The 17,940-nt window shown below is 40.0% G+C and carries 17 protein-coding genes; 8 read left to right on the top strand and 9 right to left on the bottom strand.

Annotated elements, in window-relative coordinates:
* Window positions 1-190: 190 nt before the first annotated feature.
* From H9N25_RS10630 to H9N25_RS10650, 5 genes are all read left to right on the top strand, one after another.
* Window positions 191-664: a hypothetical protein gene (locus H9N25_RS10630; RefSeq protein WP_167294729.1), complete on the top strand. Its 474-nt coding sequence runs from the start codon at window positions 191-193 to the stop codon at window positions 662-664.
* Between the two features lie 28 nt (window positions 665-692).
* A complete protein-coding gene (locus H9N25_RS10635) occupies window positions 693-914 on the top strand; it encodes a hypothetical protein (RefSeq protein ID WP_190328874.1) in 222 nt (73 codons plus the stop codon).
* Window positions 915-1,195: 281 nt separating this feature from the next.
* On the top strand, window positions 1,196-1,663 hold the full coding sequence (locus tag H9N25_RS10640) for a hypothetical protein (protein WP_167294731.1): 468 nt from the start codon (window positions 1,196-1,198) through the stop codon (window positions 1,661-1,663).
* A gap of 33 nt (window positions 1,664-1,696) precedes the next feature.
* On the top strand, window positions 1,697-1,912 hold the full coding sequence (locus H9N25_RS10645) for a hypothetical protein (protein WP_167294732.1): 216 nt from the start codon (window positions 1,697-1,699) through the stop codon (window positions 1,910-1,912).
* Between the two features lie 287 nt (window positions 1,913-2,199).
* The gene (locus tag H9N25_RS10650; RefSeq protein ID WP_190328875.1) at window positions 2,200-3,351 is read left to right on the top strand and encodes a glycosyltransferase family 87 protein; all 1,152 of its coding nucleotides are present in this window, start codon (window positions 2,200-2,202) and stop codon (window positions 3,349-3,351) included.
* 404 nt (window positions 3,352-3,755) lie between these two features.
* Here the strand turns inward: H9N25_RS10650 and H9N25_RS10655 are convergent, their stop codons facing one another.
* The 7 genes from H9N25_RS10655 to H9N25_RS10685 form a co-directional block, all read right to left on the bottom strand.
* The gene (locus H9N25_RS10655; RefSeq protein ID WP_167294734.1) at window positions 3,756-4,346 is read right to left on the bottom strand and encodes a DUF6134 family protein; all 591 of its coding nucleotides are present in this window, start codon (window positions 4,344-4,346) and stop codon (window positions 3,756-3,758) included.
* A gap of 229 nt (window positions 4,347-4,575) precedes the next feature.
* Window positions 4,576-4,821, bottom strand: coding sequence for a hypothetical protein (locus H9N25_RS10660; protein WP_190328876.1), 246 nt, complete (start codon window positions 4,819-4,821; stop codon window positions 4,576-4,578).
* The gene (locus tag H9N25_RS10665) at window positions 4,818-5,372 is read right to left on the bottom strand and encodes a DUF4249 family protein (RefSeq protein WP_190328877.1); all 555 of its coding nucleotides are present in this window, start codon (window positions 5,370-5,372) and stop codon (window positions 4,818-4,820) included. Before H9N25_RS10665 ends, H9N25_RS10660 begins: the two co-directional genes overlap by 4 nt.
* A gap of 28 nt (window positions 5,373-5,400) precedes the next feature.
* A complete protein-coding gene (locus H9N25_RS10670; RefSeq protein ID WP_190328878.1) occupies window positions 5,401-7,962 on the bottom strand; it encodes a carboxypeptidase-like regulatory domain-containing protein in 2,562 nt (853 codons plus the stop codon).
* A 50-nt stretch (window positions 7,963-8,012) separates the two neighbouring features.
* Window positions 8,013-9,011: a FecR family protein gene (locus H9N25_RS10675; RefSeq protein ID WP_190328879.1), complete on the bottom strand. Its 999-nt coding sequence runs from the start codon at window positions 9,009-9,011 to the stop codon at window positions 8,013-8,015.
* Between the two features lie 13 nt (window positions 9,012-9,024).
* Entirely contained in the window at window positions 9,025-9,651 is a 627-nt protein-coding gene (locus H9N25_RS10680; RefSeq protein WP_167294738.1) for an RNA polymerase sigma factor, read from the bottom strand.
* A 393-nt stretch (window positions 9,652-10,044) separates the two neighbouring features.
* On the bottom strand, window positions 10,045-11,301 hold the full coding sequence (locus H9N25_RS10685; protein ID WP_190328880.1) for a phosphatase PAP2 family protein: 1,257 nt from the start codon (window positions 11,299-11,301) through the stop codon (window positions 10,045-10,047).
* A gap of 575 nt (window positions 11,302-11,876) precedes the next feature.
* Here H9N25_RS10685 and H9N25_RS10690 point away from each other — a divergent pair.
* Together H9N25_RS10690 and H9N25_RS10695 are read left to right on the top strand one after the other, a co-directional pair.
* Complete coding sequence (locus H9N25_RS10690; RefSeq protein WP_167294740.1) at window positions 11,877-12,524, top strand: mechanosensitive ion channel domain-containing protein; 648 nt, start codon at window positions 11,877-11,879, stop codon at window positions 12,522-12,524.
* A gap of 56 nt (window positions 12,525-12,580) precedes the next feature.
* Window positions 12,581-13,189: a DUF6134 family protein gene (locus tag H9N25_RS10695; RefSeq protein WP_190328881.1), complete on the top strand. Its 609-nt coding sequence runs from the start codon at window positions 12,581-12,583 to the stop codon at window positions 13,187-13,189.
* Window positions 13,190-13,239: 50 nt separating this feature from the next.
* On the opposite strand, the gene H9N25_RS10700 is transcribed toward H9N25_RS10695, so the two are convergent.
* Together H9N25_RS10700 and H9N25_RS10705 are read right to left on the bottom strand one after the other, a co-directional pair.
* Complete coding sequence (locus H9N25_RS10700; protein WP_167294742.1) at window positions 13,240-13,938, bottom strand: LytR/AlgR family response regulator transcription factor; 699 nt, start codon at window positions 13,936-13,938, stop codon at window positions 13,240-13,242.
* Between the two features lie 2 nt (window positions 13,939-13,940).
* On the bottom strand, window positions 13,941-14,963 hold the full coding sequence (locus H9N25_RS10705) for a sensor histidine kinase (RefSeq protein ID WP_167294743.1): 1,023 nt from the start codon (window positions 14,961-14,963) through the stop codon (window positions 13,941-13,943).
* Window positions 14,964-15,177: 214 nt separating this feature from the next.
* On the opposite strand from H9N25_RS10705, the gene H9N25_RS10710 reads away from it, so the two are divergent.
* The gene (locus H9N25_RS10710) at window positions 15,178-17,619 is read left to right on the top strand and encodes a TonB-dependent receptor domain-containing protein (protein WP_190328882.1); all 2,442 of its coding nucleotides are present in this window, start codon (window positions 15,178-15,180) and stop codon (window positions 17,617-17,619) included.
* Window positions 17,620-17,940 lie beyond the last annotated feature (321 nt).

Below are 17,940 nucleotides of genomic sequence, written 5' to 3' on the forward strand. Positions count from 1 at the left end.
TGCAGTCGGAAGATTATACCTGGTAATAAAAAAAACATCAATACAACCTTACCAGGTGCCTTTATCGTGATTTTGATACTGGGAAGGCTTTTTTAAAAAACCATTAGGACTTTATATTGAAACTGCGGTCTTAGAGAAAAGTCCTCAGGAAAAAAGAAAATGGACTGTATTACACAACATTAAATTCAACATGAAAACACCAATTAAAATCAACCATATTGCTGCCATCGGGATGATATGCCTGACAGTAATTTCAACAAGTGCCTGTAAGAAAACTACGTTGCAAAAACCTAATTCATCACGTTCCAAGGAAGTCACCTACCGGGTAAGCTCGGTAATGGATGCCAGTATGACCAAAAGCGGTTCGAAGGCTTCGGGAGATCTATCAGGCGCATACGCTGCCAACAGCAAAAAACTGGTATTTGTACTGAACTTTAAAGAGATCGATCCTACTTTGATCGAATTCAGAAATGAAAAAAATGCCGTGGTAGGTACCATCAAAAAGCCAAAGGCAAATTATGTTTCCCCTGTTAAAGGCGAGGTAATTTTAGGCACTGTAGACCCGGTGAGTTTAATGGGTCAAAAAATCTCTGTACACCTTATTTCCACCCAATTTCCCAAGGGCGAAATAAGTGGCCACCTATCAGTAAAAAACAGTAATTAATTCATATAAACAATAAATTAAAAACACCATGAAAATTAAATCAATTTTAAAAAGCAGCATGTTTGCCTTAGTGGCAGCAACTTTGTTAACTTCAACAGTTAGTGCACAAACTAAACCATCTCACAAACCATCAAAAAAGGATACGGCCAAAAAGGAACTTGCGGCAAAAGCTCCTAAAAAAGAGGAGAAAAAAGATCCGGCAGTCGGCAGCAGGCCGGTAATACAGCCTAAACCGGCAAAGAAAAATTAATTTACCAGAGGTGCCAAAACAGATTTGGCACCTCTTTTTTTCTTTATTCATCGAATGTTGTGCGCTGTACTGTAATTGCACATCTAAATTGTCACGCGGAGAGCCTAGCCTGTACTGAGCTTGAAAGTATTACCCCCTTTAAGACGGTACCGCTATCGGCATTTTGGCGCTCAAAAAACTTTTTGAAAAAAACATTAGGACTTTGGACAAAAAAAGTGGTCTTAAAGATAAGTCCACAGAAAAAAAGAAAATGGACTGTATTACACACTATTTAGTTTAACATGAAAATACAAATTAGATTCAATCATATTGCTGCCATCGGGATGATATGCCTGACAATAATTTCAATGAGTGCCTGCAAGAAAAGTATGCAACAAAAATCTGATTCATCTCGATCACAGCAAGCCACCTACCGGTTAAGTTCGATTATCGATGCCAGTACAACCAAAACCGGTTCAAAAGCTTCAGGAAACCTATCGGGGCTATACTCTACCACCAGCAGAAAATTGATCTTTGCCCTCAAATTTAAAGAGATTGAGCCCACTTTGATCGAATTCAGAAATGAAAAAAATGCTGTGGTAGGCACCATCAAAAAAGCAAAGTATGTTTCCCCGGTTAAAGGTGTGCTAATTTTAGGCGCTGCAGACCAAGCGAGTTTAACAGACCAAAAAATCTCTGTACACCTTATTTCCACCCAGTTTCCCAACGGCGAAATAAGTGGCCCCCTATCAGTAAAAAACAGTAATTAATTAATATAAACGATAAATTAAAACACCATGAAAATGAAATCAATTTTGAAAAATAGCATGTTTACCTTGGTGGTAGCAGCTTTGTTAACTTCAACAGTTAGTGCACAGACAAAACCATCTCAAAAACCATCAAAAAAGGATACAGCCAAAAAAGAACTTGCGGCAAAAGCTCCTAAAAAAGAGGAGAAAAAAGATCCGGCAGTAGGCAGCAGGCCAGTAATGCAGCCAAAACCTGCAAAGAAAAATTAATTTGCTTAGGGTGCCAAAATAAGTTTGGCACCCGTTTTTGCTTTTATCCATCAAAATGAAACCATTCGATCTTATTGAGTGGTTTTTGTTTATTACTACAGGCCATATATTACGTTCTTACAGATTGAAGTTTCCAAAGGCAGCGACTTAGTTATTGATACCAATCCATACAGATTGCTGGAATGGGAATTACCTTTCTTAAGCAGCAATAAAATATTGCAACACATCAAGTTTAAACCAGATTTGCCTTCATTCTACGTGAGATATAGATTTATATAAAATCAGACATGATACCATCCAATTCTCTTGAAAAACCTTTCTACCTGCAGAAAAGATTCGTCCTTCTGTTATGGGTATTAGTTACCATGATATTTGTTATCGATTCATGGATAACCAACAGGCTTAACAATTACCTGATTTTTGAGAACACCATCAGAAACCTTTTGGAAAGAAAGCCGCTTTATGCCTTTTATCCGCATTTCCATGAAGATGCAAATCATTACGGACCTGCTTTTAGCCTCATCATTGCGCCTTTTGCGCTGTTACCCAACTATCTTGGTCTGCTTTGCTGGAACCTGTTTAATTGTATGGTACTCTTTGGGGCGATACAAACGCTGCCAGTAAGCAAAGACCATCGGCAGGCTATTGGCCTAATTGCTATTCCCTGCCTCATTGAATCGATGCTTAACCAACAATTTAATCCTATAGCTGGCGCGTTGATCATTTTAAACTATACCCAGCTTAACCGCTCGAAAGGGTTTATTGCATCATTTTTTATGATGCTTGGGATTTTCGTTAAACTTTATGGCATTATTGGCCTGGCATTCTTTTTCTTTATTAAAGACAAGCCCAGGTACATTATTTATTCAGTGTTTTGGGCGATTATATTTTTTCTGGTCCCTATGATTTTTAGCTCACCTGCGTACATCCTGAATGCTTACCAGGAATGGTTTAGCTCATTGTCCGAAAAAAATGCGCTTAATGTGCTTGGAGCAGGAATTGACATGTCGATTATGGGCTTTTTCAGGAGCCTTTTGCAATTGCCCCACCTAAGCAATACCCTATTTCTGTTTACAGGCGCAATTTTGTTTGCCATCCCCTATTTAAACCACCGAAGGCTTAGGAACTCTGACTTTCAACTGCTTATCCTTTCTTCGGCATTGATTTTTCCGGTTATTTTTAGCACCGGAGCAGAAGATTGTACTTTTATCATTGCCATACTAGGCGTAGGGATCTGGTACATCAAGGAGGAAAATAAGATGCTAAAGAATATACTGCTCCCTGTGTTGCTGTTGATTACCTGCAATTTCCCCCTGCTTTTTTTTCCGGTTTATGCAAAAAGCCACCCCTTGTTACTCTCCATAATCAGTTTTATCTATTTCGTAGTTTGGCTACGGGTGCTATTCAACGCCTTTGTTATAAGGTTGCCAGATAAGTAAAGCACAGGATTTTATCTCTTGTGATGAAAAACAGGAATGAGATATGTATCGTGCCTTTAACTAATTTCGCAACTTGTAAACTTAGGTAGGCTATGGTACCTTAAGTGGTCATAAGAGTGCTATTTAATTAGCCACCTGAGAACATCTAAGATGTTGAACGATCTACACAATAAAAAATGATTATAAGCTACTTGCACAAGAATCACTATAAACAGAGTGAAGCGAAATTAGGAGCCCGAAGCTCAGTTAAACTAAATCTCTCCGGGAATCGTCACCCTTCATTAGTTTCAGGGACTTTCACGAGAGATAAATCGCTCACCCGAAGGTTGGGGACTGCGCTTCAGTAGAGATGACGACCATCTTTATCGGCCGCGGTAAATGATTATGAAAAAAGTATGTTGCGATCAGACGCGTTTTAATTTTAATTTTAAAAACGGCGTACTCAGCTCTATTGCAGCGCATTTTCCATTAACGTAGGTATATTGATTATAGCTGCCATTACGTAAGGGGATTTGATAGGTATGTGCTGATTTATTGACAATTTTAACGTTTTGCAAAAGGTTATCTGCATAAATATGCTGGCGCCCAACAGGTTCTAAGAACAGTATACTCAAAAAATTTGAACGGATTTCAGGTACATCAACTGATTGAACCGTTCCTTCATCAATGGCACTGTAAACTCCGTTGGCTATTTTGGTCTGTTTATTGGCCCGTACCTTACCATTAACTTTTCGCAACACTGTAGAATATTTCAATATTCCTTTTTCGAACATGGCTTCTTCATGCCCTTCAATAAGAATGCTTTTAAGCACCACATTAAAACTCGCTGTAAAGTTCAGCTTGATAACGCAGTCCATATCATTGCCTGTTTTAGTGATCAACATCTTCCCCACGTTCTTTTCATTGTAGAACACATCATAAGTATGCGATTGCGACTGTGCAAACACAAATTGAACAGTCAGTGCCAATATTGCAATTAATAAATACTTCTTCATATCATTTTATCTATCTATCGTTGAACAGTGTTACATGTTGAAAAATCAACAGGTGTTTTTTAATAATGACAGTAGATACGCAGAAAAGTCCCAATATGGGATAACTCCTGGCTGGGGTTAAGAAGTTACTTGTGCTTTTTGAGGCCAGTGGTTACCTCAAAATGCAGCGTCAACAGGTAACAGGAACCCTATTGTTTGCCAGGCCCGAAACGTTAAAGCAATTGTTCACTCAGTTACCAGCCAATGTTTTTAATGTGCGTTGTTGCATTTCTACGTCTGTTGCATAAAAAAAGCCGCTTGCATTGCCAGAAATATTGCCTTTAACATTTCCCGGAACGGAAGAGAGTAGCCCCTTCCAGTCCGTTTCCTGAAAAAGGTTATACAGGTAAGTGCTGTACGCTTCAGAAAGTGAAAATTTATAAATATTAACACGATCATTTATTCCCAGATCGAGCACCCTTGCCTCTTGTGTCAAAGGATGCAGGGCATTCGGGTTCCGAAAACATGCGAATAGCTGAAAGGGAAACTTTCGTCGAATTTATTCTCGATCCAGGTTTTCCCCTGCACCAAAATCAACCATTTTTGTGCTATCGACGTACTGAAAGTATGTTTTGGTATGGTAAGCCGGTATCCTCCATTTCTGCTGGTTACAACGGCCGGAACATAAGAGGCATCTATAGGTAAAACGGGCTGCAGTGTATCGGTTGCCATATATTTTTTATTGTTATAGATAACAGTAAGTGTATAGCCCTTAAAAAAATTTTTATTCTGTACTACCTCACCAGAATAAATTCCTGTAGAAGAAATCTCCTTAAATGGAATATCATTCTGGCCATCGTTAATGCTCACAGTAGCATTTGAAACAGGCGTTACATTATCCTGATCTAAGGTAGCCGGTTTTGTAAGCCTGATGAACTGCCAGGTAGTATAAGTACTGATGCCGCCTTCTATAGTCAAATCATAGGGTATTTTAGCAACAGGTTCATCCTTTTTACATCCCAGAAAAAGAAAAACTGCTGCCATCATCGGTAAAACTGATTTTAAACACATAATCTTAAAATTTGAAGGTATAAGATACGCCTAATGTTCTGCCCGAAAAGGACTGCTGATCAAAGTTCAACTCTTGCAGATTTTGCTGATTGATCCTGTAAAATAATGGAGACCTATGGTTATAAACATTAAACAAACCAACACTAAAAGTATTGAACCAATTTCTATTCCATGCCCTTAAAGAAGCCGGGGTCCATTGTATGGTAAGATCCAACCGGTGATAATCGGGCATTTTAGAAGAATTCCTATCGCTGTAGATGGGAACTTTCAAACCGTTCTGTTCATAATAACCAATTGGAGAGGTTACCGGACGGCCTGTGCTATAGGTGAAAAAAGAATTTGCTGAAAAGTTTCTGGAAATCTGATAAGACAAATTTAACTTCAGAACATGGGGGATGTTATACCCGGCCGGATACCGCTTTCCCTCATTGATACCGTTTATTGTACGGAAAACTTTAGAAAAGGCATACATTAAATCCCCCTTAAAGTTACCTACGTTTTTAGAAAAGGAAAACTCCATTCCATAAGCATTTGAAAAACCCGGACGCAGTTCGCCCTCTATAAAACTATTGGAGATAAGCTGTGCATGATCAGTTAATTCAAGCTGGTTTTGCATTTTCTTATAATACAGATCAAAGGTATAATTTCCTCCAAGTAAAACATCTTTGTATCGTAGGGATACAAAATCTGATTGTTGGGGCAACAGGTTTATTCCTGAAGGAATCCAGCTTTCTAAAGAAGAGAATGCCAGTTCATCATTTTGCACCAGCTGTAGATACTGGTAATTCCGGTTATAACTCAACAGGACTGATCTGTTGCCGCCAAGCATATATTGTAAAGATAACCTCGGCTCAAAGCGCAAAAAGGCTTTTTTATTTCCCTCGTCTACAATGACAGGCTCAAACTGCTCGTTCAGGTCATAAGTTCTTTCATTTGAAATCGTATTAAAAAAACTCATCCTGAGTCCGTAATGCAGCTTAAAGTTTTTCCAGGCAGAGAGTTTATGCGAAACATAAAGCGCATGCTCATCTGCCCTTACACGCGAAATATTATTGTAAATTGCACTACTGCTCTCCCCAGGGATAAAAAGGTGATAAATACTGCTAAAGCCATAAAGAAACTGGTTACGGGGATTGGGATAATTGATAAAATCTCCTTTTAAAGTTAGGTCCCGGATCCCGGTGATCCATCTGTTGGTTCCCTGCGAGGAATCTGCGTTGATACTTAAGGTATTTTTGTAATTGCTATAGATTGCCGAAAGATTAACAAAGTGTTTTGGACCAAAAATGTGGTTCCACCTCAGCGTAGAAGTCTGATTCCCCCATTTATTGAGGTACCCGTTAGATGAATTAACCCTGTCCCTCCCTACATAAGCTGAAAAGAAAACCCTGTTATTTTGACTTAATTTGTAATTCACCTTAAAATTCAGGTCATAGTAGGCCGGGCGGAGGTTAAACAATTCAAGGTCATGGCTTAAAAGATTATTAAGGCTCCTCCTGGCGGCAAAAAGAAAAGAGCTTTTGTCTTTAACTATCGGCCCTTCCAACGAAGCCCTTGCTGTGAGCAAACTGACCCCTCCTTTTAAATGCAGTTGTTTATCATCTCCATCAGCTGTGCGTACATCGATAACGGAAGAAAGACGGCCACCGAAGTTTGCAGGGATGGCTCCAGTATAGGTCTGGATATTTTTTAAGGCATCAGGGTTAAAAACAGAGGTCAGGCCAAAAAGATGCGAAGGGTTATATACCGTAGCCTCATCAAGGATGATCAGGTTCTGGTCTTTATTTCCGCCCCGTACAAACATGTAACTACTGCCCTCTGTTAAAGCAGTAACCCCATTTTCCATTTGAAGCGCTTTAATAAGGTCGCTTTCTCCCTTAAAATACGCTCGCTGGCGGCCATTGTCCCAGTTAAATGTTTTTCCTGGATTTAAGAAGGCCAATGAATCTTTTTCATCGGGTTGGCTGATCTGAATTTCTGCCAGTTCTTTAACCTGTTTCCGCATACGGAATACCCGGTTTTCATTCAAGACTAAAGAACAGGTGCTTTTAAGCGTGGTATAACCAATAAGGCTAACCTGGATTTCATACCTCCCGGGCGGAACCGTAAGTGAATAAAAACCATAACCATTACTTGCAACCCCCTGCCTAAGTTCCGGGATATATAAACTCGCGCCGATAAGATCTTCACCACTTTCAGCATCAACGATCCTGCCGCTTAAGCTCACTTTATCCAATGGGACAATAATAACCTCGTTGTGGAGTGTCTTATAGGTCAGGCCTGTTCCGGCAAGTATGGTGCGGAGTACTTCTGCAATGGACACATTTACGAATTCCTGATCAACTTTGTTCTCTTCAGGGATTAATTCGGGATCGTATGATAATGGCAACGAATACCTGCTGCTCATCAGGTCAAGGGCCTGTGAAACAGAAAGATTTGACAAATGAACACTAACCTTTCTGTTCAGGGCACTCTGCTGCCCAAAAGCATTAACCTTTGGAAATAAAAAAACACAAAAAACAATAATTTTTAGCGGAACGAAATTCTTTTCTGTGATTTTATTCATTTACAAATATCGCACATTAATACTGTTGGTTAAATTTTCTACAAATAAAACTAAGGATTGGTTAAGGTAAAACCTCCATTTGTATTTACAACCTTTAGGTTAAGTGAAGTTCCGATGATCTGCATAATTTCTTCAATCGATTTTTGTTTAAAATAGGCGGTCAACCGGCGTTCCCTAAGTTCACCATTTTGAAAAATAATTTTGGTTCCATATATCTTCTCCAGATCCCTGGAGACTACTTCAAGCGGGCTTTGTTTATAGTGTAACGTTTTATCATACCATGATCTGTAATTAATATCCTCATTTTTGCTTTTGGTAATGGCTTTGGTAGCGCGATCCAGAACACCCTTATCCTGCGGATCTAACATTACCCTGTTTTTGATCCCTTTGTATTCCATCGCAACTTTTCCGCTATTCACAATAACAGTTACTGATCCGGGCTCAATGTTCAAATTAAAGCTGGTGCCCAGGTCCATTACCCTAAGGTCTCCGGTCTGAATGGAAAACGGATTTTTCGGGTTATGCTTCACGTTAAAATAGGCTTCTCCATGGCTGAGTTTTACTTTCCTAGACATGGAGAAATCGCGTTTGTTATAACTTAACGAACTGTTCTGATTTAAAATCACTTCACTTCCATCAGGCAATATTAAGTGATAGCGTTCTTTTTTTCCCGTTTGCACCAGTTGTTCGCCACTGTTTTTCCAGAAGTTTATGGCAACCAATATACCAATGAGCAATACCGCCGCGGCAGACCACCTTAAATAATTTACTTTTTTCAGCTTTACAACCTTATGGTCCGGGGTTTCATTGTCTTTAAAAGCCAATGCACTGAACTTTTGCCATGATTTTTCTGTATCCAAACGTTGTTTTTCGCCGAGTAGCTCTGCATTTCTGGAAATTTCAACAATTTCCTGGTAAATATCCATATGCTCCGGGGCCTCCGCCTTCCACTTTTCCAGTATCGCACGATCATGGTTTGAAAGGTTTCCATTCAACTCATCCAGAATAAGCTGGTAAGGGATTTCATCTTGAGTATAATTTTCTTTCATATCTTCTTATAATTTAATACCACTTTGTTAATAAGACAATGCCATGAAACATTAGTCCTATTCCCAGAAGTTGAAAAAGCGCAATAGCGATCAGCAAAGAAAAATCTTTTTTCATCATTACCCTGATTTTTTCATATCCAAGCGTCAGGTGGTTTTTAACCGTTTTAATAGAAATGTTTAAAGCATCTGCTATTTCCTGCTGTTTACAATTTTCAAATTTACTCATCATCAGCACTTTTCTACACTGGGGAGGAAGTGTTTCAATGGCCTGTTCAAGCCGTTCCAGCTTATCTTCCAATAGCTGGGCCTCATCGCTAAACTCCTCAACTTCATCAATCGAGTATTGATAATTTTCGATATGTGCATCAAACCGCTGTTGTTTCTTTATCAAATTTAATGAGCCATTGATGATACTTCTGGATAAATAGGCCCCCAATGATTGCTTGATTAAGATTTCGTCGCCATTATTCCAGAGCTTTAAGAAAACATCATGTGCAATCTCTTCGGCCTGCTCCTGGTTGCGAAGGTATTTATAGGCTAAGAGATAATTTTTTTTATAATACAGTTTATAAAGCTGCTCAAAGCTTTTTTTGTCCTTTTGTCGAATTCCTCGCATTAGGTCGGCATCGCGGTCGATCATATTTAGCAGAAAGTTTTAAATATTTTTTATCCAAATGTTTAGAAACCGATTGGATGATAGCATCACTAACCCAATGACAACAGCATTGGTATTAAGTCCCAATCGAAATCGTTATTTATTTATATCTTTTTTACAACTATCTCGTATAACCCCCTATGCACACTGTTCATCGGCAAAGATAGTAAAAGTTCAAAGCGGGGTCCAGGCTTTCCTGAAAGCCGACTAGCCCCGCATTATTAGCATCAGCGCATTAAAACAAGGCATAAAGGCCTACCCCGAGGCAGATGGTATGGAAACGCGATGAATATATTTTGTCGTCGGATTTTAAGTTTTTCAATCCCGGCGTCATCGTGATCTTTCTGGGGCTATCGTAGTTAAAAAAGGTTTTAACACTCAGATGCTGGTTGATTTTCTTTTGGAGATCGATTCCAACTCCCAATTGAATACGCTTGCCCTATCTTTTGAAAGTGCTATCGCTATCTGATGGCTGACCATGGAAGAACCCTGGCCAATGCCAAACATCAATCTTGAATTTAATGTCCAGTCGCTTCCCAACTCCTGCCTAAAAAAAGGGCCAGCCCGTAGGTATCTTCCTGTGGCAGTAACTTTATCATGCTGGTCCGAAAGTTCAAAAAACACGGGGTGTGCAAAAAGCCCCGCCTCTGCCCCTATACCTAAATACTTATTGACCAACCATCCGGCATCGATACTCATCCCACTTCCAGGCCCCACATAAATATTTTCATTGTTGGCATTTAAAGGCATCCTGTAATCCATCCGGATACCCAGGTACCCGTTTTTATCTAAACCGGAACCGTTATTGCTAAGGGGGCTTAAAGCTGAACCGTTTTTAAATAGTTTTCCGGCCAGGTAATGTCCAAGCTCAGCAGAGGCGATACCAATTGCTGCTCCGGCCAATACATCCGATATCCAGTGCCTGTTGTTAAACTGGCGTCCGGCCCCTGTAAGCACCGCACTGGTATAACCTCCTGCACTTAGCAACCAGGATTGATCTCCATATTGTTGATGGAGGAAAGTAGCATTCATAAAGGCATTTGCGGTATGCCCTGACGGGAAAGAGTTTCTGGAGCTGCCATCAGGCCTTTCCACCTTGGTAGAATATTTAAGCGCATTGGTAATGCCAGCCATAATTAATGCGGAAAATGCATAAGAGACAAATGTCCTTTTGGTTTCGTATCTGCCTTTCACACCTGAAAGTTTTAGCGATAGCACCGTTAATGCCGGGGCATACTGAAGGTAATCGTCAAACTTTTTGTTAAATGTTGGAAGGTACTGGTTCCGCAACTGCTGAAACGCTCCCCGTGCATGCCAACTTGATAGACTTCCCGCCAAAAGTATGGCAGGCACGATGGTATTCCCCGAAAGTCTGTTCTTTAAGAATCCATTGCTGTTTACCTCATCATACAGGTGTAAGCCACTGGGAAAAATTGTTTTTTGGCGATTAAGCATATTGTTTTCTTCTGCCTGTAGTGGGCCCGGAATAAATTTCCCCGAAGAATCTACTTTTGGAGACTCTTGTCCACAAGAATCTGCTGCCGTTAAAAGCACGATCAAGATCGACGAATAACAGGCTATCCTGGTAACAGGATAAAACCGCAATCCAAGAATATGTTTACAGGTATTTTTCACTTCAGCAAAGAAATACCTTCCGCAGCTTACGATCTAAAATAAATGAGCAACATGTAGTAATAAATGACAAACAGCGTTGGTCAGCCTTTTTTTGGAGAAAAAAATATAAATATTATTGTAGATAAGCCCAGTGTACCATTTCAAATATTGGTTTTAAAGCCTTTTTCTTTTTGACAAACAACGTTTGTAAGGTATTTATACTGGTTGATCATTTAATTTTCTCAACCAAAGCCCACCGGGCTTTCTTTGCATCAAAATATTGGTCACATCCTTTATACGGATGGACAACAATATTCTTGTTAACAATTGAATAAACAGATATGTCAATACCTTCAATAATGAATCATACAACCGATCTAAAAAAGCCGGCTTTATATTTTACTGCAAAAATATTACTCTATTCAGTAATGATATACTTTGGTTTTACCGAAGACCTATTTAAAATAAATACTTCATTGACCGAGGGGCTTTTATACGCAACCACATTTTTCCTCAGTTTCAATTTAGTTGTTTCTTTCGTAAGGCTAATTGTGATCTCTTTGTACTTAAGAAAGCACCGGGATAAAAAAATGGATATGAATAATTTTGTTCTCGGCATTAACCGCATCTCCTCAATTATCAATACCTGCACTTTCATTATTTCCATCATGATCCTTTTTGATATCGACATCAGGAATATGTTTGTGAGCTTAAGCATTGCTGCAGCGGCAATAGCAGTACTTTCTAAAGATTATATTACCAGTATGGCTAATGGTCTGATCATCATGTTCTCTGACAGGCTCTCCTTAGGCGACAAGATAATTATCGGCGAATTCAGCGGGAAGATCCGGGATATTACACTGATCAACATCATCATCGAAAACCAGGAGGGCGATGTGATCGTAATACCTAATTCAGTTGTATCTTCTTCAATTGTACTGAACCGAAGCAAAAAAGATATCAGGCAGGTGATAGCTGAATTTGAACTGGGACTCGATCGTATATCCTCGGTTGATGAAGTAGAAAAAGCATTAAAGTCTTCACTAACGCCTTTCTTAACAAACATTAGGGAAAACAGCTTTTCGTTACAAGTAGTTTCCATGAAGCAAGATCTGATCAATTGCAAGGCCCAGCTTGCGCTAACGGGGCACAATAAGGCGGTTGAACATCAGATCCATCGGACAATCCAGGATGCGATTATTGCCCTGGCCACCAGGCCGGGCAGCCATTTACCAAAAGGTTAGTGCTTAGGTTATGTAATCAATAAAGCCTGAGCAGGCCCATTACATTTAAAGGCGAGATGAATAATATAAAGATGAAAACCATGCAGTTTTTCGTGTTCTTTTGTATTTGTTGGGTTTCAGTTAAAACCGCTTATGCACAGGAGTTTAAATATGAAATATTAAAGGGTGGAAAAAGCATCGGTAACATGCAAATCAGTCAGAAACGAGTTGGAAAGAACCTCGAGCTTGCCATGAAATTTAACGCAGAAATTGATCTGCTATTTAAGAACATGCTGATTGAAGGTTATGAAAATGCAAGTTTCTATGGGGGAAAATTGCAACGATCATCAATATTAAGGAAAGTTAATGGGCGCATCAAAGCAGATATCCAAACCCAATGGACAGGAAAAGAGTACATAAACACCCGCTCGGGCAAGTCAAATATATTGCCCTTAAAACCAATTGAAATGCATTTGTTGTCGCTCTATTTTCATGAACCGAAAGATGGAAGCCTGGTCTATTCTGATGGTTTCGCTCAACTTTTAAAAATCCAAAAAGATGGCCAAACCTACGAACTGAAATTACCCAATGGCAAAGAAAACATTTACACCTATAAAAATGGCATCTGTACAAAAATCATGATTAAAAGTGCATACTATGCCGTTAGGCTCCGTAAAATCCCATAATAGACGACAGGCACAGGAAACTGTACATCACCGAACCTAAATAATACTATCTACAACGAATCCAACAAAGTTTTCCGATAAAGGTTTCCAACCGGAAGCCTTGTCCCGTTGAAAAGAATAGCCTCCCCTCCCGAAACCGTTGAAACTTCCTTTATTGCAACAATATACGATTTGTGTATCCTGACAAAATACTTTGGATTTAGTTTGTTTTCAACTTCTGCGGTGGTGATCTGACTTAAGCGCATCCCGTCTGCTGTAAAAAACTTAACGTAGTTGCCGTAACTCTGGGTATAAAGTATTTGTTCAAACTTAAGTTTGAGCATCGCACCATCAACCTTTAGCACCAGATAATCTGTTGTTATGCTCTCCTGTGGCGCAATCTGTTTAGTGCCCATGCGGTTCATTACCTTATCAACAGATGAGAGGAATCTTTTAAAATCGAATGGCTTAACCAGATAATCTACCACATCGTATTGGTAACTTTCCAGTGCGTATTCTTTATATGCAGTAGTGAGCACCACAAATGGCCGGGAAGACATTGCACCGAGCATCTCCAAACCACTCAGGCCTGGCATATTAATATCCAGAAAAACAAGGTCGATATTGTTTTGATAAATATATTCCATTGCATCAAGAGCGGTATAAAATGACCCTGCCATTTCCAAATACCTCACCTGGCCAATAAAGTGTTCCAAAACCCGGTGTGCCCCTTCTTCATCGTCGACGATAATACATCTTAACAAATCCATTCTTAAGTGTTTTTTAAATTAATAAATACTTCGGTGCGATGGCTGTCCTGTAATCGCTCGCTGGTTAAGCGATGAGCGTCTTTATAAAGGAATTCCAGCCGCTGTTCAATATTTGCCAAGCCGATCTGCGTAGAATACTTTTTCAAGCTCTCATCAGCGAGCGAATTTTCAATTTTCATTTCCAGTCCTTCTTCAGAAAGGTGAATATCAATATGTACAAACCAATGTTTAAAATTCTGACTGTGCTTAAAGCTATTTTCGATCAAAACGATCAATAATAATGGAGCGATAGTATGGTTCTGTGGACCACTGATACTGTTTGCATAATTTAACCTGATGTCGCACCGTTTACCAATGCGCTCACGTTCAAGATCCACGTAATTTTCTATAAAGCTGATTTCACCGGCCAGCTCAACCCTGGTCAGATTCCAGTTTTCGATCTGGTAGCGCATCAGTTCGGAGAGTTTAACAATCAATGCAGGGGTTCTTTCAGGTTCGGTAAGGCTTACCCCATAAAGGTTATTAAGCATGTTAAAGAAAAAGTGCGGGTTGAGCTGTGCATGCAGGAACTTCAGGTTCATTTCATTGAGCAAGAGCTGATCGTGGTTTCTTCGCTGCAATTCTGTTGCATAGCTTTTCATAAGCGAAAGGGCCATAATGGTTACCGTGCTAACAACGCAGATCACAAAATGGTAGACAAATCCTAAGAAAAATTCTCCATCTTCAAAAAACTCGGGCTTTATCCAAAAATAATCAGCAATAAAAAGCGTGCTTGCTCCGAGAGATACTGCTGTAAGCGTAAGAACAGCATAAACCAGATAGTTTTTGCGCAGGTAGTAAGGATAGATATAAAAGCGGTGTGCCTGAGCTTGCGCATATAAGATGAGAAAGAAGACCAGACCTTTCAGAAAGTTTTCCGGTGAGTTGATAAATATCCACTCATGAAGCATAGTTAATGCGAACATTGCGCAGAAAATTACACTCTCCTGTAACCAGGCACTACGCGTTTTACCAGAATTTACCATATTAAATATTTTCTCAATGATTGCATCATTATTTCTTCAGAATAAGCCTTTGTAAAAAGTACAGCGCTTAAGATGCACAAAACTCCTGCTTTTAAGTTAAAGCTACAAATCTTAATGACAAACGGTCTTCGACATTTTATTTGCCCTGCTGGTCATTTATATTCCTTTATAGCACACATGCCTTTGTTGCTTTGCATCATTAAAATACAACTATATGAACAAAGTAAAATTATTTTTGTCCTATCCACTTATGCTGGGCATCATGCTTATTTCGATAGCTACATTTGCCCAGTCAGGGAATAACTTACTGACAACAGTAAAGGGAGTGGTGGTGAGCAAATCAGATAACCTCACGCTTCCTGCAACTACTATAGTGCTACGGACCGAAAGCGGCGATTTATTGGCTACTGTAGCGTCGGGCAATGATGGAGCTTTCTCGGCAAAGGTCAAGTCAGTTCCCAGGATTAAGATACAGATCAGTTATATAGGCTATAACGATTATCACTCGGACGTAATTGCTGTTAAAGGTGAAGTGCTTGACTTGGGCAGAATGGTTCTGGAAGAAAAAAGCACAACCATGCAGGGGGTCACCATAGTTGGCAGCCGTAAAAAGCCAATCATCCAGACCAATAAGGATAAGATTATCTATAACGCGGCCTCCGATATCAGCAATAAGTCAGGAAATGCCGCAGATGTGCTACGAAAGGCACCAATGCTTACGGTGAGTGCTACTGGAGAATTGAAGATGCGCGGTAATTCCAACATCATGGTGTTAATTAATGGTGTTGAATCCAAAATTATGGCCAAAAATCTTAAAGAGGCGCTGAAAGTAATTCCTGCAAGTTCAATTGTATCAGTCGAGATCATTACAAGCCCTTCTGCCAAATACCAAGCAGAAGGTGCGGCTGGTGTTATCAATATTATCACCAAAAAGAAGCTTCAGGGAACCAGTGGCACCCTGGATCTTTCGGCAGGGAACCTGGAACAGACCGGTAACCTTGCGCTGAATATGGCAGTGGGGAAATTAAATATCACCGCTATGGGAAATTATACTGGTGAACGTGAGAAGAACGCTACTGAATTGCAACGGTTCTCTTTCATGGATGGCAGGCAAACAGGAAGTCTGTTGCAAAAAAACGATGGCCTCATGATCAACCGGGGCGGGTCTGCAAGCTTATCAGCACAGTACCAGATCGATTCGTTACAAACCCTGGAAGGTGGTTTTTCTTACTGGAAAGATTCATGGCCGCAAAAAAACAGTTTTTATAACCGCTATAACAATGGAACGCTAAATGATGAATATCGTCAGGTAAGCGATCAAAGTGGCCGGTTTACCTACAAAGAATGGGTAATGAACTACCAGAAGAAGTTCTTGCGCGAAGGCCAGGAGCTACAGCTTCTTGCCCAACGATCGCTATCTTCAGACTTTTCCGACTATCTTACCAAACAGTATAGGACCGATGGAACACTTTCATTTGAGGAACGCGGACCGAACAAAGGGGCTGAAAAAGACTGGAATTTTCAGGCAGACTATACCCATCCATTAAGCAAATCGGGAAAAACAACCATGGAACTGGGTACAAAGTACCAGGGAACTACTTCTACCAGTATTTATGAAATAAACAACAGCCGCATCCAAACAGACCCTACACGATCGGGTAGTATGAGCTACAGGCAGCGTATTCTGGCGGGTTACATGAGTTTGAACTTTGAAACGGATAATGAATGGACGTTCAGGCCTGGAATACGTTTTGAAAGGACAGCAATCAATGCAGATTTCCAATCTGTTCCATCTTTTGAAAGAACGTTTACGAACTGGGTACCCAATTTACTGATTGCAAAAAAACTTGGGGAAAAACACGAACTTAAGCTAAACTATACTGAAAGGATACGCCGTCCGAATATCTTCGACCTCAATCCCTATGTAAATGCCAGCGACCCACTTAATATTACCCAGGGAAATGCGTACCTGAAACCCGAACTAACACGTAATTTGGAGCTCACACACGTTTTTACCGGCGAAAAGGAATCAACATTGATCAGTAGCCTGTATTATAGTGCAAACAAAAATGGAATCGAAACAGTAACTACCGTGAGGGCAGATGGCATTTCTTACAGCAACCCTGTTAACATTGGCCAAAACACCAGAATAGGAATGAACCTGAACGGTGTTTTTAAGCCAGCTAGTAATTGGACCGTAAATGCAGGGGCAGAAATTTTCCACCTCCACTTTAACAGCAAGGCCTTAGATATATCCAATAAGGGCATGTTTTTCAATACCACGCTGAACAATACCCTTACCCTGCCCCATGACCTTTTACTGAGCATTTCAGGTGATTATGGAAATGGTTTTATTACCTTGCAGGGAAAAAATTCGGCCAATTATTCTTACCGTTTTGCCATCAGTAAGCAGTTCTGGAATAAAAAGGCAAGTATCACATTTGCAACGGTTAACCCTTTCCAGAAAACATTTAAAGAAACGGTTTATGCTTTTGCACCAACTTTTCAGAGTACAGGCATAAACAGGTTTTACAACAGGTCGGCAACACTATCTTTTAGCTGGCAGTTCGGCGGACTTAAACAATCTCATGAGAAAGAAAGCCATTTCCCGGATAATCCGAACGGGAAACCCGTACGCGGTAAAAGGATAAGGTAAGTTGATACGGAATGATAATATATTATGCCAGAGTTCAGTAAAAACTGAGCTCTGCCATGTTCCTAAACGCTTAATAAGCTATTTAAACAGGTACTTCGACTACGCTACCATTGACAGATTTCAAAATCTGGCATTATTTCGACTAAAGCACAGTCGCGAAGTTCGGGAGAGAAATCTATCGGATGAAGGACCCACGAAACGAGTTCAGGGTGAGAATATCGTTGAGAGATCTGCTTAACATGAAAATTCTATTCAAAATGCTAAATGAATTGTCCAGCCATAACATTATTGGACGGGGTACTCATCACCTGACTTTAGGTG

This window comes from Pedobacter riviphilus, from assembly GCF_014692875.1.
Lineage (GTDB): Bacteria > Bacteroidota > Bacteroidia > Sphingobacteriales > Sphingobacteriaceae > Pedobacter > Pedobacter riviphilus.

Bases quoted from the DNA above. Each gene is read 5' to 3' on its own strand.
- H9N25_RS10645 (WP_167294732.1), top strand. From the start codon at position 1,697: ATGAAATCAATTTTGAAAAATAGCATGTTTACCTTGGTGGTAGCAGCT.
- H9N25_RS10710 (WP_190328882.1), top strand. From the start codon at position 15,178: ATGAACAAAGTAAAATTATTTTTGTCCTATCCACTTATGCTGGGCATC.
- H9N25_RS10630 (WP_167294729.1), top strand. From the start codon at position 191: ATGAAAACACCAATTAAAATCAACCATATTGCTGCCATCGGGATGATA.
- H9N25_RS10670 (WP_190328878.1), bottom strand. From the start codon at position 7,962: ATGAATAAAATCACAGAAAAGAATTTCGTTCCGCTAAAAATTATTGTT.
- H9N25_RS10655 (WP_167294734.1), bottom strand. From the start codon at position 4,346: ATGAAGAAGTATTTATTAATTGCAATATTGGCACTGACTGTTCAATTT.
- H9N25_RS10650 (WP_190328875.1), top strand. From the start codon at position 2,200: ATGATACCATCCAATTCTCTTGAAAAACCTTTCTACCTGCAGAAAAGA.
- H9N25_RS10700 (WP_167294742.1), bottom strand. From the start codon at position 13,938: ATGGATTTGTTAAGATGTATTATCGTCGACGATGAAGAAGGGGCACAC.
- H9N25_RS10695 (WP_190328881.1), top strand. From the start codon at position 12,581: ATGAATAATATAAAGATGAAAACCATGCAGTTTTTCGTGTTCTTTTGT.
- H9N25_RS10665 (WP_190328877.1), bottom strand. From the start codon at position 5,372: ATGATGGCAGCAGTTTTTCTTTTTCTGGGATGTAAAAAGGATGAACCT.
- H9N25_RS10635 (WP_190328874.1), top strand. From the start codon at position 693: ATGAAAATTAAATCAATTTTAAAAAGCAGCATGTTTGCCTTAGTGGCA.
- H9N25_RS10705 (WP_167294743.1), bottom strand. From the start codon at position 14,963: ATGGTAAATTCTGGTAAAACGCGTAGTGCCTGGTTACAGGAGAGTGTA.
- H9N25_RS10675 (WP_190328879.1), bottom strand. From the start codon at position 9,011: ATGAAAGAAAATTATACTCAAGATGAAATCCCTTACCAGCTTATTCTG.
- H9N25_RS10690 (WP_167294740.1), top strand. From the start codon at position 11,877: ATGAATAATTTTGTTCTCGGCATTAACCGCATCTCCTCAATTATCAAT.
- H9N25_RS10640 (WP_167294731.1), top strand. From the start codon at position 1,196: ATGAAAATACAAATTAGATTCAATCATATTGCTGCCATCGGGATGATA.
- H9N25_RS10680 (WP_167294738.1), bottom strand. From the start codon at position 9,651: ATGATCGACCGCGATGCCGACCTAATGCGAGGAATTCGACAAAAGGAC.